Source organism: Variovorax sp. Varisp36 (genome assembly GCF_047304235.1).
GTDB lineage: Bacteria > Pseudomonadota > Gammaproteobacteria > Burkholderiales > Burkholderiaceae_C > Variovorax.
On sequence record NZ_JBGLYU010000053.1, the window covers coordinates 23413 to 44732 of the forward strand.

The 21320-nt window shown below is 66.1% G+C and carries 19 protein-coding genes and 1 pseudogene; 10 read left to right on the forward strand and 10 right to left on the reverse strand.

All coding sequences use genetic code 11. The features are described from left to right. The first annotated feature begins 56 nt into the window (after positions 1-56). The 5 genes from carA to ACCD11_RS24440 all read left to right on the forward strand — a co-directional run bounded on the left by carA (position 57) and on the right by ACCD11_RS24440 (position 6329). Positions 57-1241, forward strand: coding sequence for a glutamine-hydrolyzing carbamoyl-phosphate synthase small subunit (gene carA, locus ACCD11_RS24420; protein ID WP_413315784.1), 1185 nt, complete (start codon positions 57-59; stop codon positions 1239-1241). Next, a complete protein-coding gene (carB, locus tag ACCD11_RS24425; RefSeq protein ID WP_413315785.1) occupies positions 1234-4482 on the forward strand; it encodes a carbamoyl-phosphate synthase large subunit in 3249 nt (1082 codons plus the stop codon). The genes carA and carB overlap by 8 nt, the downstream gene beginning before the upstream one ends. Positions 4483-4490: 8 nt before the next feature. Continuing rightward, positions 4491-5360, forward strand: a complete 870-nt coding sequence (locus ACCD11_RS24430; protein WP_413315786.1) for a Kdo hydroxylase family protein — start codon at positions 4491-4493, stop codon at positions 5358-5360. 64 nt (positions 5361-5424) lie between these two features. Beyond that, complete coding sequence (gene greA / locus ACCD11_RS24435; RefSeq protein WP_007836973.1) at positions 5425-5901, forward strand: transcription elongation factor GreA; 477 nt, start codon at positions 5425-5427, stop codon at positions 5899-5901. Between the two features lie 11 nt (positions 5902-5912). Beyond that, on the forward strand, positions 5913-6329 hold the full coding sequence (locus tag ACCD11_RS24440) for a DUF4149 domain-containing protein (protein ID WP_413315787.1): 417 nt from the start codon (positions 5913-5915) through the stop codon (positions 6327-6329). Between the two features lie 33 nt (positions 6330-6362). On the opposite strand, the gene ACCD11_RS24445 is transcribed toward ACCD11_RS24440, so the two are convergent. Beyond that, a complete protein-coding gene (locus tag ACCD11_RS24445; RefSeq protein ID WP_007836971.1) occupies positions 6363-7121 on the reverse strand; it encodes a hypothetical protein in 759 nt (252 codons plus the stop codon). Positions 7122-7123: 2 nt separating this feature from the next. Then, entirely contained in the window at positions 7124-7603 is a 480-nt protein-coding gene (locus ACCD11_RS24450) for a YhbY family RNA-binding protein (RefSeq protein ID WP_042674024.1), read from the reverse strand. A gap of 33 nt (positions 7604-7636) precedes the next feature. Here ACCD11_RS24450 and ACCD11_RS24455 point away from each other — a divergent pair, with 33 nt between their 5' ends. The 5 genes from ACCD11_RS24455 to ACCD11_RS24475 all read left to right on the forward strand — a co-directional run bounded on the left by ACCD11_RS24455 (position 7637) and on the right by ACCD11_RS24475 (position 13145). Further along, positions 7637-8305, forward strand: a complete 669-nt coding sequence (locus ACCD11_RS24455) for an RlmE family RNA methyltransferase (RefSeq protein ID WP_042674023.1) — start codon at positions 7637-7639, stop codon at positions 8303-8305. 167 nt (positions 8306-8472) lie between these two features. Further along, positions 8473-10389 (forward strand): ATP-dependent zinc metalloprotease FtsH, encoded by a 1917-nt coding sequence (ftsH, locus tag ACCD11_RS24460; protein WP_056592692.1) that lies wholly within the window; start codon positions 8473-8475, stop codon positions 10387-10389. A 103-nt stretch (positions 10390-10492) separates the two neighbouring features. Continuing rightward, the gene (gene folP, locus ACCD11_RS24465) at positions 10493-11305 is read left to right on the forward strand and encodes a dihydropteroate synthase (protein WP_413315793.1); all 813 of its coding nucleotides are present in this window, start codon (positions 10493-10495) and stop codon (positions 11303-11305) included. Then, positions 11302-12630 (forward strand): phosphoglucosamine mutase, encoded by a 1329-nt coding sequence (gene glmM / locus ACCD11_RS24470; RefSeq protein WP_007836960.1) that lies wholly within the window; start codon positions 11302-11304, stop codon positions 12628-12630. Before folP ends, glmM begins: the two co-directional genes overlap by 4 nt. 14 nt (positions 12631-12644) lie before the next feature. Then, a complete protein-coding gene (locus ACCD11_RS24475; RefSeq protein ID WP_413315788.1) occupies positions 12645-13145 on the forward strand; it encodes a GNAT family N-acetyltransferase in 501 nt (166 codons plus the stop codon). A gap of 82 nt (positions 13146-13227) precedes the next feature. On the opposite strand, the gene ACCD11_RS24480 is transcribed toward ACCD11_RS24475, so the two are convergent. From ACCD11_RS24480 to ACCD11_RS24515, 8 genes and pseudogenes are all read right to left on the reverse strand, one after another. After that, entirely contained in the window at positions 13228-14502 is a 1275-nt protein-coding gene (locus ACCD11_RS24480; RefSeq protein WP_056592700.1) for an acyl-CoA dehydrogenase family protein, read from the reverse strand. Positions 14503-14530: 28 nt separating this feature from the next. Continuing rightward, the gene (locus ACCD11_RS24485) at positions 14531-15637 is read right to left on the reverse strand and encodes a phosphotransferase (RefSeq protein WP_413315789.1); all 1107 of its coding nucleotides are present in this window, start codon (positions 15635-15637) and stop codon (positions 14531-14533) included. 16 nt (positions 15638-15653) lie between these two features. Next, a complete protein-coding gene (locus ACCD11_RS24490) occupies positions 15654-16373 on the reverse strand; it encodes a Crp/Fnr family transcriptional regulator (protein WP_007836955.1) in 720 nt (239 codons plus the stop codon). 61 nt (positions 16374-16434) lie between these two features. Continuing rightward, positions 16435-17214: an oxepin-CoA hydrolase, alternative type gene (locus tag ACCD11_RS24495; RefSeq protein WP_413315790.1), complete on the reverse strand. Its 780-nt coding sequence runs from the start codon at positions 17212-17214 to the stop codon at positions 16435-16437. Between the two features lie 6 nt (positions 17215-17220). After that, positions 17221-18741, reverse strand: coding sequence for a 3-hydroxyacyl-CoA dehydrogenase (locus ACCD11_RS24500; protein ID WP_413315791.1), 1521 nt, complete (start codon positions 18739-18741; stop codon positions 17221-17223). A gap of 85 nt (positions 18742-18826) precedes the next feature. Beyond that, positions 18827-19984, reverse strand: coding sequence for an MFS transporter (locus tag ACCD11_RS24505; protein WP_413315792.1), 1158 nt, complete (start codon positions 19982-19984; stop codon positions 18827-18829). Continuing rightward, the gene (locus ACCD11_RS24510; RefSeq protein ID WP_007836951.1) at positions 19981-20988 is read right to left on the reverse strand and encodes a D-2-hydroxyacid dehydrogenase family protein; all 1008 of its coding nucleotides are present in this window, start codon (positions 20986-20988) and stop codon (positions 19981-19983) included. The genes ACCD11_RS24505 and ACCD11_RS24510 overlap by 4 nt, the downstream gene beginning before the upstream one ends. 89 nt (positions 20989-21077) lie before the next feature. Further along, positions 21078-21320: pseudogene (locus ACCD11_RS24515) on the reverse strand (hypothetical protein); the annotation flags it as partial.

Consider the following 21320-nt stretch of genomic DNA (forward strand, 5'->3'; position numbering starts at 1 on the left):
AGTCCGCAGGCAACGCGCCTGGGGCTCCGGGCGACCGTAACCATCCGGAGAACCCAGTGCTTTTGTCTCTCAAGGGAAGTTTCCCGCCCGCCATCCTGGCGCTCGCAGACGGCACGGTCTTTCAAGGCAATTCGATCGGAGCCACCGGCTCCACGACCGGTGAAGTGGTGTTCAACACCGCCATGACCGGTTACCAGGAAATCCTCACCGACCCGAGCTACTGCCAGCAGATCGTGACCCTCACGTATCCGCACATTGGCAACTACGGCGTCAACGGTGAAGACATCGAAGCCGACAAGATCCATGCCGCGGGCCTGATCATCAAGGACCTGCCCCTCGTCGCCTCCAACTTCCGCAAGACCGCCACGCTGACCGAGTACCTCGTGTCCGGCAACACGGTGGCCATTGCGAACATCGACACCCGCAAGCTCACGCGACACCTGCGCACCCACGGCGCGCAGAACGGCTGCATCCTGGGCCTGGCCGCGGGCGAGACCGTGACGCAGGCGCTGATCGACAAGGCCATCGCCGCAGCCAAGGCCGCGCCGAGCATGTCGGGCCTCGACCTCGCCAAGGTGGTGTCGGTCACGCAGACCTACGAATGGACTGAAACCGAGTGGAAGCTCGGCGCGGGCTACGGCGTGCAGATCACGCCGAAGTTCCACGTCGTCGCCTTCGACTACGGCGTCAAGAAGAACATCCTGCGCATGATCGCGCAGCGCGGCGCGCGCATCACCGTGGTGCCGGCACAGACGCCCGCGGCCGACGTGCTCAAGCTCAAGCCCGATGGCATCTTCCTGGCCAACGGCCCCGGTGACCCGGAGCCTTGCGACTACGCCATCAGCGCCGTCAAGGAACTGATCGAGACCGGCATCCCGACCTTCGGCATCTGCCTGGGCCACCAGATCATGGCGCTGGCCTCGGGCGCCAAGACCTTCAAGATGAAGTTCGGCCACCACGGCGCGAACCATCCGGTGAAGGACCTGGACAACGGCCGCGTGAGCATCACCAGCCAGAACCACGGCTTCGCGGTCGACGAGAAGTCGCTGCCGGCCACCCTGCGTCCCACCCACATCAGCCTGTTCGACAACACGCTGCAGGGCCTGGCGCGCACCGACAAGCCTGCGTTCTGCTTCCAGGGCCACCCTGAAGCCTCGCCCGGCCCGCACGATATCGGCTACCTGTTCGATCGCTTCACGGCACTCATGGAAAAGCACAAGACGGAGAGCAAGAATGCCTAAGCGCACAGACCTCAAATCGATCCTCATCATCGGCGCCGGCCCGATCATCATCGGCCAGGCCTGCGAGTTCGACTACTCCGGCGTGCAAGCCTGCAAGGCGCTGCGCGAAGAGGGCTACAAGGTCATCCTGATCAACAGCAACCCCGCGACGATCATGACCGACCCGGCCACGGCCGACGTCACCTACATCGAGCCCATCACCTGGCAGACGGTCGAGAAAATCATCGCCAAGGAACGCCCCGACGCGATCCTGCCGACCATGGGCGGCCAGACCGCGCTGAACTGCGCGCTCGACCTCTGGCGCAACGGCGTGCTCGACAAGTACACGGGCGCGGCCACCAACAAGCCAGTCGAACTCATCGGCGCCACGCCCGAAGCCATCGACAAGGCCGAGGACCGTCTGAAGTTCAAGGACGCGATGACCAAGATCGGTCTCGGTTCGGCGCGCTCGGGCATCGCCCACACGATGGACGAAGCCTGGGCCGTGCAGAAGACGCTCGGCTTCCCGACCGTGATCCGCCCCAGCTTCACGCTCGGCGGCACGGGCGGCGGCATCGCCTACAACCCCGACGAATTCGAGACCATCTGCAAGCGCGGCATCGAAGCCTCGCCGACCAACGAGCTGCTGATCGAAGAATCGCTGCTCGGCTGGAAAGAGTACGAGATGGAAGTCGTGCGCGACAAGGCCGACAACTGCATCATCGTCTGCTCGATCGAAAACCTCGACCCGATGGGCGTGCACACCGGCGACTCGATCACCGTGGCACCGGCGCAGACGCTGTCCGACAAGGAATACCAGATCCTGCGCAACGCCTCGCTGGCCGTGCTGCGCGAGATCGGCGTCGACACCGGCGGTTCGAACGTGCAGTTCTCCATCAACCCGAAGGACGGCCGCATGGTCGTCATCGAGATGAACCCGCGCGTCTCGCGCTCCTCGGCGCTGGCCTCCAAGGCCACGGGCTTCCCGATCGCCAAGGTCGCGGCCAAGCTGGCCGTGGGCTACACGCTCGACGAGCTGCGCAACGAAATTACCGGCGGCGCCACGCCCGCGTCGTTCGAACCGTCGATCGACTACGTGGTCACCAAGATCCCGCGTTTCGCCTTCGAGAAATTCCCGCAGGCCGACTCGCGCCTGACGACGCAGATGAAGTCGGTGGGCGAGGTGATGGCCATGGGCCGCACCTTCCAGGAGTCGTTCCAGAAGGCGCTGCGCGGCCTCGAAGTGGGCGTCGACGGCCTGAACGAGAAGACGCAGGACCGCGAAGTGCTCGAAAAGGAACTGGGCGAGCCCGGTCCCGAGCGCATCTGGTACGTGGGCGATGCCTTCGCCATGGGCCTGAGCGTGGACGAAGTGTTCGCGCTGACCAAGATCGACCCGTGGTTCCTGGTGCAGATCGAGGAGATCGTGAAGATCGAACTCGAACTGGAAACCAAGTCGCTCGACGACATCGACAAGGACACGCTGCTCGCGCTGAAGAAGAAGGGCTTCTCCGACCGCCGCCTCGCCAAGCAGTTGAAGACCACCGACACGGCCATCCGCGAGAAGCGCCGCGCCCTGGGCGTGCGCCCGGTCTACAAGCGCGTGGACACCTGCGCCGCCGAGTTCGCGACCAACACCGCCTACATGTACTCGACCTACGAGGACGAGTGCGAAGCCGATCCGACCGACAAGAAGAAAATCATGGTGCTCGGCGGCGGTCCCAACCGCATCGGCCAGGGCATCGAGTTCGATTACTGCTGCGTGCACGCTGCGCTCGCCATGCGCGAGGACGGCTACGAGACCATCATGGTCAACTGCAACCCGGAGACCGTGTCGACCGACTACGACACGTCCGACCGCCTGTACTTCGAGCCGCTGACGCTCGAAGACGTGCTCGAGATCGTCGACCGCGAAAAGCCGCTCGGCGTGATCGTGCAGTACGGCGGCCAGACGCCGCTGAAGCTCGCGCTCGACCTCGAAGCCAATGGCGTGCCGATCATCGGCACCTCGCCCGACATGATCGACGCGGCCGAAGACCGCGAGCGCTTCCAGAAGCTGCTGCACGAGCTGGGCCTGCGCCAGCCGCCGAACGCCACCGCGCGCACCGAACCCGAGGCGCTCGAGAAGGCCGCGGCCCTCGGCTATCCGCTGGTGGTGCGTCCGAGCTACGTGCTCGGCGGCCGCGCGATGGAAATCGTGCACGAGCAGCGCGACCTCGAGCGCTACATGCGCGAAGCGGTCAAGGTCAGCAACGACTCGCCGGTGCTGCTCGACCGCTTCCTGAACGACGCTGTCGAGTGCGATGTCGACTGCATCCGCGACGCCGAAGGCGCCACGCTGATCGGTGGCGTGATGGAGCACATCGAACAGGCCGGTGTGCATTCGGGCGACTCTGCCTGTTCGCTGCCGCCCTATAGCCTGAGTGCAGAAACCATCGCTGAACTGAAGCGCCAGAGCGCCGCGATGGCCAAGGCTCTGAACGTGGTCGGCCTGATGAACGTGCAGTTTGCGATCCAGCAGAAGGATGGCAAAGACGTCATCTACGTACTGGAAGTGAACCCGCGCGCTTCTCGCACCGTGCCCTACGTGAGCAAGGCCACCGGCATCCAGCTCGCCAAGGTGGCGGCACGCTGCATGGCTGGCCAGTCGCTCAAGTCGCAGGGTGTGACGAAGGAAGTCACGCCGCCGTACTTCAGCGTGAAGGAAGCCGTGTTCCCCTTCGTCAAGTTCCCGGGCGTGGACACCATCCTCGGCCCAGAGATGAAGTCGACCGGCGAAGTGATGGGCGTGGGCAAGACCTTCGGCGAAGCCTTCGTGAAGTCTCAGCTCGGCGCGGGCACACACCTGCCGAAGTCGGGCAAGGTCTTCATCTCGGTGAAGAACAACGACAAGGCTCGTGCCGTGGAAGTGGCGCGCGGACTCGTCAAGCTGGGCTTCGAGATCATCGCCACCAAGGGCACGGCTGCCGCCATCGGCGCCGCCGGCATCGAATGTGCGACGGTGAACAAGGTGACCGAAGGCCGCCCGCACATCGTGGACATGATCAAGAACAACGAGATTGCGCTGGTCATCAACACGGTGGAAGAGCGCCGCAATGCGATCACCGATTCGCGGCAAATCCGCACTTCGGCGCTGCTGGCGCGCGTGACCACGTTCACCACGATCTTCGGCGCCGAAGCCGCGGTGGAAGGCATGGGCTTCATGGACGAGCTGGGCGTGATCTCGGTGCAGGAGATGCACGCGCAGCTGGCTGCCGCCTGAGCGCCGTCATGGAAACGCAGCTCGTCGAACTGGGCCTGAGCGACTGGAACGCGGCCACGCCGAACGAGGCGTGGATCGCGGAGCTGGAAGCGGGCAAGGTGCTGTATTTCCCGCGCCTGGGCTTCGAGCTGCTGCCCGAAGAGCGCAGCCTGCTCACGCCGAGCCTGCTGTCGCCAGATGTGCGCAACATCAGCCTCGGTGCCGATGGCAAGCTCAAGGGCGCTGTCGGCGACGAGGCGGTGCAGCGCAAGGCCGCGGCGATGGTGGGGCGCTTCCGGGCGCAGGCCACGCAGCTCATTCATGGGCTGCTGCCGCATTACACGCCAGCCTTGCGGCTGGCGCCCACGAGCTACCGGCCGGCGCAGGTCGAGACGCGCGTGCAGTCGTGGCGCGCGGACGATCGGCGTTTGCACGTCGATGCGTTCCCGTCGCGTCCCAACTACGGCGAGCGCATCCTGCGTGTGTTCACCAATGTCAATCCTGAAGGCGCACCGCGCGTGTGGCGGGTGGGCGAGCCTTTCGAGAACATCGCGAAGCGCTTCCTGCCGCGCGCCAAGCCGTATGTGCACTGGCAAGCCAGGCTGCTGCAGGCGCTGCACGTGACCAAGTCGTTCCGCAGCGAGTACGACCACCTGATGCTGCAGCTGCACGACGGCATGAAATCGGACATGGCGTACCAGGAAAACTCGCCGCAGGAAAAGGCCGAGTTCCCGCCGGGCTCGGTGTGGGTGTGCTTCTCCGACCAGACCTCGCACGCCGTGATGGCGGGCCAGTACATGCTCGAGCAGACCCTTCATCTGGCCGCTTCGAAGCAATACAATCCCGACTCGAGCCCGCTCGCCATCCTGAGCCGGCTGACCGGACGCAATCTCGTCTGACCTGTCCCCCCAATCGACCGCCGAACGGCATCGTTCGGCGGTTTCGCTTTATGGAGAACCAAACATGGCCACCATTCCAATTACCAAGCGCGGTGCCGAAAAGCTGCGCGCCGAACTTCACCAGCTCAAGACGGTGGACCGTCCCTGGGTCATCAACGCCATCTCCGAAGCGCGTGCCCAGGGCGACCTGAGCGAGAACGCCGAATACGAAGTCGCCAAGGACCGCCAGGGCTTCATCGAAGGCCGCATCCAGGAGGTCGAAGGCAAGCTGTCGGCCGCGCAGATCATCGATCCCAGCGAGCTCGATGCCGGTGGCAAGGTGGTGTTCGGCTCCACCGTGGAGCTCGAAGAGGAAGAGACCGGCGACGCGGTGAAGTACCAGATCGTTGGTGAAGACGAAGCCGACCTGAAGCTCGGCTTGATCAACATTTCCAGCCCGATCGCGCGTGCGCTGATCGGCAAGGAAGAAGGCGACACCGCCGAAGTGCAGGCGCCCGGCGGACTCAAGCGCTACGAGATCGTGGCCGTTCGCTACCTCTGATTCTTCGACCCGTGAAAGACCGCATTGCGCTGATGCTGGCCGCCTTCTGGTGGGGCAGCCTCACCACGATCGGCTTCCTGGTGGTGCCGATGCTGTTCGCGAAGCTGGGCAATCCATCGGTGGCGGGCAACTTCGCCGGCCAGTTGTTCGAGGCGCAGAGCTGGGTCGCAATTGCCTGCGGACTGATCCTGCTGATCCATTTCAGGTCCAAGGCCGACGAGCGCATGGACGGGCCGGCGATGACGGCGATCTTCTTCATCCTGGGGGCGCTGTTGCTGGCGCTGCTTCAGCAGTACGCCGTGGCGCCGCGCATCCTGGCGCGCGAGAACCTCAAGTTGTGGCACGCCGTGGGCACCGGCATGTACTTCGTGCAGTGGCTGTGTACCGGCGTGCTGCTATGGCGCATGGGCGCCCGCAAGCCGGGCTGAAGTGCAGAGGCGGCAATTGCCGCCTCGTGCCTCTCACTCTTTCCAATACTTGGCGACCCAGCCCGCAGGCCGGATGTACCGGAAGGCCCGGTTGCGGCGGCCTGCCAGCGCATCCGGCGGGTTGCACTCGCCATGGAACACCATGATGCGCGCGCCCTCGGGCACGAAGGGCTCTTCCCAGTAGTTGGTTGGCCAGGTCGGGATGCCGTGGTACTTGAAGCTCGGGCACCAGGCGTCAGGCCAGTAGGCCAGCTTGCCCTGCTTGTGGAGCACGTCGGAGAGGTAGGCCTGCTCGTTGCGGTACTCGGCCTGGACCTTGTCCATGTTGGCGCGGAAATACGCCAGCACGTCGGCATGGGCGCCCAACTCGAAACGGTAGACCGACGAATTGCCGGTGACTCGCTCGCGTCGCCAGGGGCGGGCGTAGTCGTGAATGATCAGGAATTCGCCAGGCTGTTCGAAGAAGGCGTCCAGGCTGCCGACGACCACCACGTCGAGGTCGAGGAAGAGAGCGGTGCCGCGCAGGCCGTGCAGGTCCTGCTCGAAGGTCGTGAGCTTCTTCCAGGCGCCATCGCGCTGGCCCGGGGCCAGGTGCAGATTGAGGGGCGGGATCGGCAGGCACGTCACCTCGGGGTGGATGCCGTTGCCGTCGTCGGTCAGGCACACGAACTTGAAGTCGCCGCGGAGGTTGCGGCGCACCATCGCGTAGAGCCGGTTGACGTATTCGGGGCCGTATTTCGTGCCCCATTTCATGCAGAGGATGTGGCGCTGGGCGCCTTGCGCTGCCACCAAGCTCAGTCCGCCTGGTTGCGCTTCTTGGCCGACAGCGGCCGCTTTGCCTTGGCGCGCTTGATGGTGCCGCCGGGGGTGAGGCGCTGATTGCCGAGCACGCGCAGGGTCTTGATTTCGGGGCGCTGGCCGCCGCGCTTGCTGTACTTGACGATCTTGACGTCGCGCGGGCCGGGCATGCGGTCTTCATCGACCACGCGTTCCTTTTCGGGCTTCGGGCGCCACAGCACCAGCAGCTTGCCGATGTGCTGGATCGGGGCCGCGCCGAGTTCGTCGGACAGCTCTCGCAGCATGGCGTCGCGGGCGAGGCGGTCGTCGGAAAAGACCCGGACCTTGATCAGGCCATGGGCCTTGAGCGCCGCATCGGCCTCTTTTTTTACGGCAGGGGTGAGCCCGTCTCCACCGACCATGACGATCGGATCCAGGTGGTGAGCTTCGGCGCGGTGCACCTTGCGCTCGGCAGGGGTAAGTTGAATGGCGGGCATCCCCGTATTATCGACGCGTACACGAAGACCTTCATGAGCACCAAAGCCAAAAGCAAAAAAGTCAACAAGGCGTGGCTGCACGACCATATCAACGACCCCTACGTGAAACTCGCCACCAAGGAGGGTTATCGCGCACGCGCCGCCTACAAGCTCAAGGAGATCGACGAGTCGCTCGGGCTCGTCAAGCCGGGGCAGCTGGTGGTGGACCTCGGTTCTACCCCGGGCGCCTGGAGCCAGTACCTGCGCCGGCGCATGTCGCCCGGCGGGGCGGCGGCCGGCGAGCTCAACGGCACCATCGTTTCGCTCGACATCCTGCCGATGGAGCCCATCGAGGGCGTGACCTTCCTGCAGGGGGATTTCCGCGAAGACGCGCTGCTGCAACAGTTGCTGGGCGTGCTGGCGGGCCGAAAGGCCGACCTGGTGGTGTCGGACATGGCGCCCAACCTGTCAGGCATCCATTCGGCCGACGCCGCCCGCGTGGCTCACCTGATCGAGCTTGCGATCGACTTCGCCCAGCACCATCTGAAGCCTGAAGGAGCGCTGGTGGCCAAGCTGTTCCACGGCAGCGGCTACGACGACCTGGTGAAGCTTTTCAAGGCGAATTTCCGCATCGTCAAGCCGTTCAAGCCCAAGGCATCGCGGGACAAATCGGCTGAAACCTTCCTGGTCGGCGTGGGCCTCAAGGCCTCGGATACGCCTTGATACCTTGCTGCGCAGGGGCGCGTCCGGGGCACAAACCCATGCCAGCCTATCGCCGCATTAGGGAAATGCCCGCTTTTCGCAGCTTGAAAAGCCTAAAATGGGTCGCAATTGCGTACCCACAGCGCGTTTTTCATCTGTCTGTCACGCGCTTTAGCCTGGAGCTTCGTTTGAACAATCAGTGGTTTTCCAAAGTTGCCGTATGGCTCGTCATTGCCATGGTGTTGTTCACTGTGTTCAAGCAGTTCGACACCCGCGGCGGCGTCGGTTCGGGGACAGTCAGCTATTCCGAGTTCCTGGACCAGGTCCGGAACAACCAGGTCAAGAGCGCCATCATTCCTGAAGGCGCCGCCGGCGGTGAAATCGTCGCCGTCACCAACGACGATCGCAAGATCCGCACGACCGCCACGGTGCTCGACCGCGGGCTCGTGGGCGATCTGATCGACCACAACGTCAAGTTCGACGTCAAGCCGCGCGAAGAGGGCTCGCTCCTCATGACGCTGCTGGTCAGCTGGGGGCCGATGCTGCTGCTGATCGGCGTCTGGATCTACTTCATGCGACAGATGCAGGGCGGCGGCAAGGGCGGGGCGTTCAGCTTCGGCAAGAGCAAGGCCCGCATGATGGACGAGAACAACAACACGGTCACTTTTGCCGACGTCGCGGGCTGCGACGAGGCCAAGGAAGAGGTCCGTGAAGTGGTCGACTTCCTGAAAGACCCGCAGCGCTTCCAGAAGCTCGGCGGCCGCATTCCGCGTGGTCTGCTGCTGGTCGGTCCCCCAGGCACCGGCAAGACGCTGCTGGCCAAGTCGATCGCCGGTGAAGCCAAGGTGCCTTTCTTCTCGATCTCGGGTTCCGACTTCGTTGAAATGTTCGTCGGCGTCGGCGCCGCCCGTGTCCGCGACATGTTCGAGAACGCCAAGAAGAACGCGCCCTGCATCATCTTCATCGACGAAATCGATGCGGTGGGCCGTCAGCGCGGCGCCGGTCTCGGCGGCGGCAACGACGAGCGGGAGCAAACCCTCAACCAGATGCTGGTCGAGATGGACGGTTTCGAAACCAACCTCGGCGTGATCGTGGTGGCTGCCACCAACCGCCCCGACATCCTGGACGCCGCTTTGCTGCGTCCCGGCCGCTTCGACCGCCAGGTCTACGTCACGCTGCCCGACATCCGCGGCCGCGAGCAGATCCTCGGCGTGCACATGCGCAAGGTCCCGCTGGGCCAGGACGTGAACCCGAGCGTGATCGCCCGCGGCACGCCCGGCATGTCGGGTGCCGACCTGGCCAACCTCTGCAACGAAGCCGCCCTGATGGCCGCACGCCGCAATGCGCGCGTGGTCGAGATGCAGGACTTCGAGAAGGCCAAGGACAAGATCTTCATGGGCCCCGAGCGCAAGAGCATGGTCATGCCCGAGGAAGAGCGCCGCAACACGGCCTACCACGAGTCCGGCCACGCCCTCATCGGCAAGCTGCTGCCCAAGTGCGACCCGGTCCACAAGGTCACGATCATTCCGCGCGGCCGTGCCCTCGGCGTGACCATGAGCCTGCCTTCGCAGGACCGCTACAGCTACGATCGCGAATACATGCTCAACCAGATCAGCATGCTGTTCGGCGGCCGCATCGCCGAGGAAGTGTTCATGCACCAGATGACCACGGGCGCCAGCAACGACTTCGAGCGCGCGACCTCCATTGCCCGCGACATGGTCACGCGCTACGGCATGACCGATGCGCTGGGCCCGATGGTCTACGCCGAGAACGAAGGCGAAGTGTTTCTGGGCCGCTCGGTCACGAAGACCACGAACATGAGCGAACAGACCATGGAAAAGGTCGACAGCGAGGTGCGCCGCATCATCGACGAGCAGTACGCACTGGCGCGTCGCCTGATCGAAGAGAACAGCGACAAGATGCACGCCATGGCCAAGGCGCTGCTCGAATGGGAAACCATCGACAGCGAACAGCTCGACGACATCATGGCCGGCCGTGCGCCGCGCCCGCCCAAGGATTGGACGCCGCGCATCCCGCCTTCGGGCAGTGGCGGCAGCGGCGGCACGCCGGCGGTCAATCCCGACCCGGCGCCCACTGCGGCTTGAAGTGGACTTGGCAGCAAGCAACAACGGGGCCTCTGGCCCCGTTTTCCATGGAGAGGTCTGGCAGACCTCACGCTTTCGCATCGACCTCGCGCAGCCGCGCGTGATGGGCATCGTCAACGTCACGCCCGACTCCTTCTCCGATGGCGGTGCCCACGCTTCCACCGGCAGCGCGCTGAAGCACTGCGAGCAGCTGCTGAAGGAGGGCGCCGACATCCTCGACATCGGCGGTGAATCGACCCGCCCAGGGAGCCCTGCGGTGCCGCTCGAGGCCGAGCTGGCACGCGTGCTGCCCGTGGTGCGCGAGGCAGTGAAGCTGAACGCGCCGATCTCCATCGACACCTACAAGCCCGAGGTCATGCGTGCCGTGCTCGATCTGGGCGCTGACATCGTCAACGACATCTGGGCGCTGCGCCAGCCGGGCGCGCGCGAAGCCGTCTCGGCGCACCCTTCGTGCGGCATCTGCCTGATGCACATGCATCGGGACCCGCAGACCATGCAGGCCGTGCCCATGGCGGGCGACGTGATCCCGGCAGTGCTGTCTTTCCTCGGGGAGCAGGCGCAACTTCTTCGTGCGGCGGGAGTCGATTCTTCGCGCATCATGCTCGACCCCGGCGTTGGGTTCGGCAAGACCGTGATGCAGAATTTCGCCTTGCTGGCGCGCCAGCGCGAGTTGCTCGCCGGCGGTTACCCGCTGCTGCTGGGCTGGTCGCGCAAGTCGTCCATCGGCGCCGTCACGGGCATCGAGGCGGCGGGCGAGCGCATGGTACCCAGCGTCGCCGCGGCGGTGCTGGCCGTGGACCGCGGCGCGGCCGTGGTGCGCGTGCATGACGTGCGCGACACAGTGGCCGCCCTCGCCGTGTGGCGAGCAATGAAGGCGGCACAAGAACCACAACAAAGAAAAGAGGAAACCACATGACCCGCAAATATTTCGGCACCGACGGCATCCGCGGCACTGTCGGCCAGGCGCCCATCACGCCCGATTTCGTGCTGCGCCTCGCACATGCCGTGGGCCGCGTGCTCAAGAGAACCCAGGCGCGTCCCACGGTGCTGATCGGCAAGGACACGCGCATCTCGGGCTACATGCTTGAGTCGGCGCTCGAGTCGGGTTTCAATTCGGCGGGCGTCGATGTGGTGCTGCTCGGCCCGTTGCCGACGCCCGGCGTGGCGTACCTCACGCGCGCCCAGCGCGCGAGCCTGGGCGTGGTGATCAGCGCGAGCCACAACGCCTACCCCGATAACGGCATCAAGTTCTTCAGCGCGCAGGGCACCAAGCTCGACGACGCCTGGGAACTGGCTGTCGAGGCGGCATTGGAGGAAGCGCCGGTATGGGCAGCCTCCGCCGACCTGGGCAAGGCTCGCCGCCTCAACGACGCGCCGGGGCGCTACATCGAGTTCTGCAAGAGCACCTTCGCCAACGACCTGACCCTGCGCGACATGAAGCTGGTCGTCGACGCGGCGCACGGCGCGGCGTATCAGGTCGCGCCCAACGTGTTCCACGAACTGGGTGCGGAGGTCAGCAGCATCGGCGTTTCGCCCGACGGGCTCAACATCAACAAGGGCTTCGGCGCCACGCATCCACAGGCCTTGGTGACCGCGGTGACGACGCAGCAGGCCGACTATGGCATCGCCCTCGACGGCGACGCCGACCGCCTGCAGCTGGTGGATGCCAGCGGGCGCCTGTTCAATGGCGACGAGCTGCTCTACCTCATGGTGGCCGAGCGCATCGCGCGCGGCGAGAAGCCGGCGGGCGTGGTCGGCACGCTCATGACCAACAAGGCCGTCGAAGTGGCGCTGCGCGGGCAGGGCATCGAGTTCGTGCGTGCCAAGGTCGGCGACCGCTACGTGCTCGAAGAGCTGGACAAGCGCGGCTGGCTGCTGGGCGGCGAAGGTTCCGGCCATCTGCTGGCGCTCGATCGCCACACCACGGGCGATGGCATCGTGAGCGCACTGCAGGTGCTGCAGGCCTGCGTGCGCAGCGGCAAGACAGTGGCGCAGCTGCTCGAAGGCGTCACGCTGTTCCCGCAGACGCTGATCAACGTGCGCCTGTCTCCGGACCAGGACTGGAAGTCCAACAAGGCGCTCGCGAGCGAAACCCAGCGCATCGAGGCGGAACTTGGCGATAGCGGCCGCGTGCTGATCCGTGCGAGCGGCACCGAGCCGCTGGTGCGGGTGATGGTCGAGGCGCGCGATGCGGCACAAGCCGACTCGTACGCCCAGCGCCTGGCGGCCACGCTGGGCTGACCGGCGCGCATCGCATGTCGACGCCTGGCCACGCCGCGATCGCGACCCTGATCGCCGACTATCGCAATCCCGCGCACGCCGAGGCTGTCGTGTCCCTGCTGGACAGCTATGCCCGCGATCCGGCTGGTGGCGGCACGCCGCTCGACGCGGCCGTGCGCGAAGCCTTGCCTGCGGCGCTGGCAGCGCGCCCGCAGGCCTTCAGCGTGCTGGCCTACGACGGTGAGCGGGCCGTGGGCCTCATCAACTGCATCGAAGGCTTCTCGACCTTTGCCTGCAAGCCGCTGGTGAACGTGCACGATGTGGTCGTGCTGGCCGGCCATCGCGGGCAGCGCGTGGCGCAGAAGATGTTCGCTCAGGTGGAGCAGGAAGCGCGCAGGCGCGGCGCCTGCAAGCTCACGCTCGAAGTGCTGTCGGGCAACGCGCCCGCGCTGCGCGCCTATGAACGCGACGGGTTCGTGAGCTATCAGCTCGATCCGGCGTTCGGCAGGGCCGTCTTCCTGCAGAAGAAGCTCTGAAAAGAAAAAGGGCCGAGGCGTACCTGTCGCCGTCGGCCCTTATCCCAACCCTCTCCCCCCGGGGAAGAGGGGGCAAGTCAGATCAGAAACGTGTTACCGGCATTTCGGCATCGCCCGCCTTGGTCGGGGCGTACTTGCCCAGCTCCCACTTGGCGATTGCATTGCGGTGCACTTCGTCCGGGCCGTCCGCAAAGCGCAGCGTGCGCGCACCGGCATAGGCGGCCGCAAGCGGGAAGTCGTCGCACATGCCGCCGCCGCCGTGGACCTGCATGGCCCAGTCGATCACCTGGCAGGCCATCGACGGCGCGACCACCTTGATCATGGCGATCTCGTTCTTGGCGACCTTGTTGCCGGCCACGTCCATCAGCCAGGCGGCCTTCAGCGTGAGCAAGCGAGCCATGTCGATCTTGCAACGGGCTTCGGCGATGCGTTCCTGCGTCACGGTCTGCGAGGCTACGGTCTTGCCGAAGGCCACGCGCGACGAGGCGCGCTTGCACATCAGTTCGAGCGCGCGCTCGGCCAGGCCGATCAGGCGCATGCAGTGGTGGATGCGTCCAGGGCCGAGGCGGCCCTGGGCGATTTCGAAGCCACGGCCTTCGCCGAGCAGAATGTTGTTGACGGGCACGCGCACGTTCTCGAAGTACATCTCGACGTGGCCGTGCGGCGCATCGTCGTAGCCCATCACGTTCAGCGGGCGCACGATGCGGATGCCCTTGGCATCGGCCGGCACGATGACCATGCTCTGCTGCGAGTGGCGCGGCGCATCGGGGTCGCTCTTGCCCATGGTGATGAAGACGGCGCAGCGCGGGTCGGCCGCACCCGAAATCCACCATTTGTGACCGTTGATCACGTATTCGTCGCCCTGGCGTTCGATGCGCGTGGCGATGTTGGTGGCATCGCTCGATGCCACTTCGGGCTCGGTCATCGCGAAGGCCGAGCGAATCTGACCTTCGAGCAGCGGCTTGAGCCAGCGGGCCTTGATTTCTTCCGAGCCGTAGCGCGCGATGGTCTCCATGTTGCCGGTGTCGGGCGCCGAGCAGTTGAAGGCTTCGCTCGCCCATGGCACCGCGCCCATGATCTCGGCCAGCGGGGCGTATTCCTGGTTGGTCAGCCCCGCGCCCTCATAGCCCGAGGCGGCGGCGCTGTCGACCGGCAGGAACAGGTTCCACAGGCCCTGGGCCTTTGCCTTTTCCTTGAGCTTCTCGACGGTCTTGAGAGCCGACCAGCGCTTGCCGGCGACCGTGTTGGCGGCCAGTTCGGCGTGGTACTCGGCTTCGGCCGGATAGATGTGGTCGTCCATGAATGCCTGGACGCGTTTCTGCAGGTCTTTGGTCTTGGCCGAGTATTCGAAATCCATCTTCGTCTCCTGGTGGGTGTGGGGCGGCTTATGCCTTTTGGGCAAACTGCCAGGCCATTTCGGCCATGGGGCGGGCGCCGCGGGCCGAAGCCACGGCTTGCTCGCTCGACGCGGTGCCGGCCTCGACCCGCTTGGCAATGCCTTGCAGGATCGCGGCCATGCGGAACAGGTTGTAGGCCTGGTAGAAATTCCAGTCGGGCGCCAGCGCCTCGGGTGTGCTGATGCGGGTGCGTTCGCAATAACGGCGGATGTATTCGCTCTCGGTGGGAATCCCCAGCGCGGCGACGTCCACACCGCCGATGCCGCGGCCCGTGGCGGGCGGCATGTGCCAGGACATGCAGTGGTAGCTGAAGTCCGCCAGCGGGTGGCCCAGCGTGGAGAGTTCCCAGTCGAGCACCGCGATGATCCGCGGCTCGGTGGCGTGGAACATCACGTTGTCGAGGCGATAGTCGCCATGGACGATCGACACCTTGCTCTCGTCGCGCGCGCTCGCCGGCATGTGGGCGGGCAGCCAGTCGATCAGGCGCTCCATGGCCTCGATGGGCTGGGAGAGTTCGCCTGCGCTGTCGGCCGAGGCCTTGTACTGCTTGCTCCAGCGGCCGATCTGGCGCTCGAAGTAGTTGCCGGGCTTGCCGTAGTCGGCCAGGCCGCGGGCGGTGAAGTCGACCGTGTGCAGCGCCGCGATGACGCGGTTCATCTCGTCGTAGTGGGCCGCGCGTTCGGCATTGCTGAAGCCGGGCAGCGACTGGTCCCACAGCACGCGGCCCTGCATGAACTCCATGACGTAGAAGGCGCGGCCGATGATGGCCTCGTCTTCGCACAGGCAGTACATGCGTGGCACGGGTACATCGGTGCCGGCCAGGCCGCTCATCACCTTGAACTCGCGCTCCACCGCGTGGGCCGAGGGCAGCAGCTTGGCGACCGGACCCGGCTTGGCGCGCATCACATAGCTTTGCGACGGCGTGACGAGCTTGTAGGTCGGGTTCGACTGGCCGCCCTTGAACATCTCGACCGCGAGCGGACCCTTGAACCCCTCGAGGTTCTTCTCGAGCCAGGCCGCGAGCGCGTCGACGTCGAAAGCGTGCTGTTGCGAGACGGCACGGGTGCCGATGAAGTTGGAGAAGTCCTGGCTCATGTCTGCGTCTGGCTTTTCAGTTCTCGGCTTCGGAAATGCGCCTCAAGGCTGCGCGGTCCAGCACGACCAGGCCGCCCTGTTCGATGCGGATGCTGCCCTCGCGCTCCATGGTCTTGAGTTCCTGGTTGACCCGCTGGCGCGATGCGCCCAGCAGCTGCGCCAGCTCTTCCTGCGCCAGCTGCAGGCCGATGCGCATCTGGTTGCCGTCTTCCAGGTTCGGCACGCCGTAGCTGCGCACGAGGTGAATGAGCTGCTTGGCCAGCCGTGCCCGCAGGGGCAGGGTGTTGAGGTCTTCCACCAGCCCGAACAGCGTGCGGATGCGGCGTGCCTGCAGCCGCATCAGCGCCTCGTACAACTCCACGTGCGAGGCCAGGATCTTCTGGAAGTCGGCGCGCGCCACGCACAGGATCGTGGTGTCGCCGTGCGAGTAGGAATCGTGCGTGCGCCGGTCCCCGTCGAACATCGCCACGTCGCCGAACCAGATGCCCGGCTCCACGTAGGTCAGCGTCACCTGCTTGCCGGAGACGGCCGTCGAACTCACGCGCACCGCGCCCTTGGCACAGGCGATCCAGTGTTCGGGAGGATCGCCGCGGGCAGCGATCAGGTCGCCGTCCTTGTAGCGTTTGACGAAGGCGCATCGGAGGATGTCGTGCCGTAGCGATGGAGATAGGGAAGAAAACCAGCGACCACTATTGATCGCTTCACGTTCTTCGATGGTAAGAATGGGGTCGTCCATTGGTCTGTCCTCTCGGCGACTGGAATGCTGGTGGGTGTCACGGGAGCGACGCCGTTTGGCGCTACTCGTACTGCGGCGGCTTCTTTTCGAGGAACGCGGCGATGCCGATGCCTGCGTTCGCATGGTGCAGGTTGCGCACGAAGTGGTCGCGCTCCTGCGAGAGCTGCGTGGCCAGCGTGGCGCCTCGCGCCTCGCTGAGCAGTTCCTTGATGCTGGCCAGCGAGTTCGGCGCGCGTGCATTGAGCTTCGCGGCCAGCGCCAGCGCACCTGCGAGCGCCTGGCCGTTTTCCGTGAGTTCGTTGACCAGGCCGAGCGCATGCAGACGCGGTGCGCCGATGCGCTCGCCGTTCATGAGCCATTCGCTCGCCAGCTGGCGCGGCAACTGCTGTCCCAGGTGCCAGCTCAGGCCGCCGTCGGGCGACAGCGCCACGTTGCTGTACGAGGCCGCGAAGACGGCGTCGCGCGCGGACACTACGAAGTCGCAGGCCAGCGCGAGCGAGAAGCCCGCGCCGGCAGCCGCGCCCTCGACGGCGGCGATGACCGGCTTGGGGAAGGTGCGGATCGAATCGATCCAGTTGTGCAGGCCCTCGATGCTCTCGGCCTGCACCGAGCGGTCGAGCTGCCGGTTGGCCAGCAGCCGCTGCAGCGAGCCGCCGGCGCAGAACCATGCACCTTCGCCCACGATGACGACACTGCGGATCTCGGCGCTGTTCTCGGCGCCGTTGAGCGCCTCGATGCCCGCGGCATAGATTTCCGGACCCAGTGCGTTGCGCTGGGTGGGGTTTGCGATCGTCAGCACCATGGTGCTGCCTTCGCTTGTGCTCTTGAGTTCGGCGGTCATGTCTGTCTATTCTTCTTCGTGCAGCAGGCTCAGGCCCAACGCGCCGCGGCGGCGCAGCCACGGGCTCGGGCGATAGCGCGGATCGCCGTACACCGTCTGCAGGTTGAACAGCACTTCGAGCATGTTGGTCGGACCGTAGAGATTGCCCATGGCGAGCGGGCCGCGCGGATAGCCGAGTCCCAGCTGCACCGCGGTCTCGAGGTCGGCCGGCGTGCACACGCGCTGCTGGCACATGTCGGTGGCGATGTTGACGATGGTGCCGATCACGCGTTGCGTGACGAAGCCGCCGCTGTCGCGGATCACGCTCACGGCCTTGCCATCGCGCGCGAAGAGGGCGTGCGCGGCATCGCGGACGTCGCGGCGCGTCGCAGGGTTGGTGGCGAGTACGCGGCGCTTGGTAGCGTCGTCGTCGATGAGCATGTCGATGCCGACAGTGCGCGTGGCGTCCAGGCGCTCGACCGCTGCGACCGTGGTCACGTCGAAGCCCAGCGGCGCCACCAGGATCAGCGAATGCGGCGCGGCCGCGGCGCCGCTGTCGATCTGCGCGCCCAGCGTGTTCACGAGGCGCAGCAGCTCGGCGCGGCGTGCTGCGCGCGGAGACACCCAGACCGAAGGCGTGCCCTCGACCACCGGCGCAGGGGCCTCGGGCGCCTGCTGCATCACGCCGTCGGTGTAGCGGTAGAAGCCTTCGTTGGTCTTGCGGCCCAGGGCACCCGCAGCCAGCCGCTGCGCGGTGATCACGCTCGGTCGAAAGCGCGGCTCCTCGAAATACTGGTGGTAGATCGACTCCATCACTGGATGCGACACGTCGAGAGCCGTCAGGTCCAGCAGCTCGAACGGGCCCAGGCGAAAGCCCGCCTGGTCCTTGAGGATGCGGTCGATGGTCGCAAAGTCGGTCACTCCTTCGCCGACGATGCGCAGCGCCTCGGTGCCATAGCCGCGGCCCGCGTGGTTGACGATGAAGCCCGGCGTGTCCTGTGCCTGCACGGCGCTGTGGCCCATCTGCACCGCGTAGCCGGCCAGTTGCTTGCAGACTTCGGGCGCGGTCTTGAAGCCCGCGACCACCTCGACCACCTTCATCAACGGCACGGGGTTGAAGAAGTGGAAGCCCGCGAAGCGCTCCGGGTACTTGAGGCCGGCGGCGATGGCCGTCACCGAGAGCGACGAGGTGTTGGTGACCAGCGTGGCGGCCTCGCTCACCGAGCCTTCGAGCTCGCGGAACAGCTTGCGTTTGACTTCGAGGTCTTCGATGACCGCTTCGATCACCAGGTCGCAGCCGGCCAGAGCCTGGATGCCGTCGATCGCCTTGACGCGGGCGATCTGGGCATCGCGCGTGGCGGCGTCGATCTTGTTCTTCTCGTGCAGCTTGTTCCATTGCGCAACGAGGGCCTCGCGGCCGCGCTCGGCGGCGCCTGCGAAACTGTCGAGCAGCAGCACTTCGCTGCCTGCCTGGGCGGCGATCTGTGCGATGCCGCGACCCATGGCGCCTGCGCCGATGACGCCGATTCGGGTGTAGTTCACTGTCATTTGCTGGAGATTGATGCTGTCGAAGACTCTGATTTTGCAGCCCCGTGCGGGTGGGGCGTGACGGGTTTAACGCGGGGGCGCGCTTTCAGGCCGCGCGGCGGCTGCGATCGATGGTCACGCTGAGCGATATGGCGACCAGCAGCAGGCCAAAACCGACCCAGCTCATCCATGCCCCGGCATCGTTGGCAAGCAGCCAGCCGCCGACCGCGGCGCCCACGGCCTGCCCGGTATAGATGCCGGAGCTGTTGAGCGCCACGGAGCCTGGTGCGAGGGCCGGCGCCAGACCCACCAGACGGGCCTGCTGGGCCGAGTTGGCGGAGAAGCAGCCCAACCCCCACGGAACGAGCACGACAGCCAGCCAGGCGAGGGTGGAGGCCAGCGGCCACAGCAGCAGGCTCGAGGCGATCAGCACGGTGGTAATCAGCACCATGCGGCCGGCGCCCACACGGTCGATGAAGCGGCTGACCACCATGTTGCCGACCAGCCCGCAGGCGCCGAACAGCGCCCACATCACGCTCAGCGTGGTGGCGTCCGCGCCGAAGCCCTGCTTGAGGACCGGGCCGAAATAACTGAACAGCACGAACTGGCCGGCCCCCTGCAGCGCCGTGACCGAAACGATGCCCATCAGCACCGGGCTGCGCAGCACGCGCGACCATGCTTCGGCGGTCAGAGCGGCGGGGCGGACGCCGTTCGGCAAGGTGAGCCAGACCGCTGTCGCGCTTGCGACACTGAGCGCCGCAATGGCCAGGAAGGCCATGCGCCAGCCCAGGTGGCCGCCGATCAGCGCGCCGATGGGCAGGCCCAGCACCGAGGCCATGGACCAGCCCAGGAAGACGAAAGTGACGGCGCGTCCGCGCTGCTCCGGCGGCACCAGCATGCCGGCGCAGGCCGCGGCCTGGGGCGTGAAGATGGCTGGAGCGACCACCGTGAGCATGCGCACCGGCAGCAGGGCGCCGAAGCTCGGCATCAGCGCGCAGAGGATGTGGCCCGCGGCGTACCAGAGCAGGCTGAGCGCCAGCAATTGGCGGCGGTCCCAGCCCGCGACCGCCGCAGCCAGCAGCGGTGCGCCGACGCACATCACTGCCGCTGCGGCCGTGATCAGCTGGCCCGCGGTGGCGGCCGTGACCGAAAGGGAGGTGCTGATTTCATTGAGCGTGCCGGGCACCACCATCACGCCCGTGCCGATCACGAAATTGCCGGCGAGCAGCGCCCAGAGCGCACCCTGGGGCGCCGGCCGGTTCACCGGCGAACCTGCAGCGCGCCGGGATTCACGATGTTCGTCGGGTTGCCGTTGATGTAGCTCACCACGTTGTCGAACGCCTGACCGAAGTAGCTCTCGTAGCTCTCCTGCTCGACGTAGCCGATGTGCGGCGTACAGATGCAGTTCTCGAGCCGCAGCAGCGCATGGCCTTGCAGCGGCGGCTCGCTCTCGAACACGTCGATGGCGGCCAGCCCGGGGCGGCCGCGGTTGAGTGCGGCGAGCAGGGCGTCGGCTTCGACCAGTTCGGCGCGCGAAGTGTTGACGAACAGCGCCGTCGGCTTCATGCGCGAGAGATCTTCCAGCGTGATGAGGCCGTTGGTCTCTTCGTTGAGCCGCAGATGCACCGACAGCACGTCGGCCGCGGCAAAGAACTCGTGGCGGTTCTGTGCGACCTGGAAGCCGTCGGAGCGGGCCTTGGCGCAACTGGCTTCACGGCCCCAGATCACGACCTGCATCCCGAAAGCCTGTCCATAGCGCGCCACCAGTTGGCCTATGCGGCCATAACCCCAGATGCACAGCGTCTTGCCCTTGAGCACCGAGCCGATCCCGAAGTTGGGCGGCATCGAGGCCGACTTGAGCCCCGACTGCTGCCACGCGCCGTGCTTGAGGTTGCTGATGTACTGCGGCAGCCGGCGCATGGCGGCCATGATGAGCGCCCAGGTGAGCTCGGCGGGCGCCTGCGGCGAGCCCGAGCCCTCCGCAACCGCGACGCCACGTTCCGTGCAGGCAGTAACGTCGATGTGCCCGGCGACACGCCCCGTCTGCGAGATGAGCTTGAGCTTCGGCAGCTTTTCGATCAGCTGGCGCGAGATCTGGGTGCGCTCGCGGATCAGCACGATCACGTCGGCATCCTTGAGGCGAACCGAAAGCTGCCCGATACCCTTCACCGTATTGGTATAGACCTTGGCCGCGTACGCGTCCAGCTTGGCGGCGCAGCGCAGTTTGCGCACGGCGTCCTGGTAATCGTCGAGGATCACAATGTTCATGGCGTGCCATTGTGCCTCGCAGCATTGGAATGTCGTGCCAGTGAACGTTTGGATACCCACCCCACAGCCGCTCGCAGGGGTGTTCTGGCTCAGTGAAGGCGGGTCGAACGAGGGGCCGCGGCCGCGGTCTCGGCGGTTTCGAGTGCGGCCAGCCGGTCGAGTTCGGCGCAGACATCGGCCATGCGGCCCGAGATCACGACGCGGTTGCTGCGCTGCTGGCCCATGCCGTCGACCACGCGAACCACGCGCAACGGACGCGCCGGCGGCGGTGCAACACCCGCAGCAGCCCCCCCCCCGCCGGCGCGGGGGGGGGCGGGCGGGGGGCCCCCCCC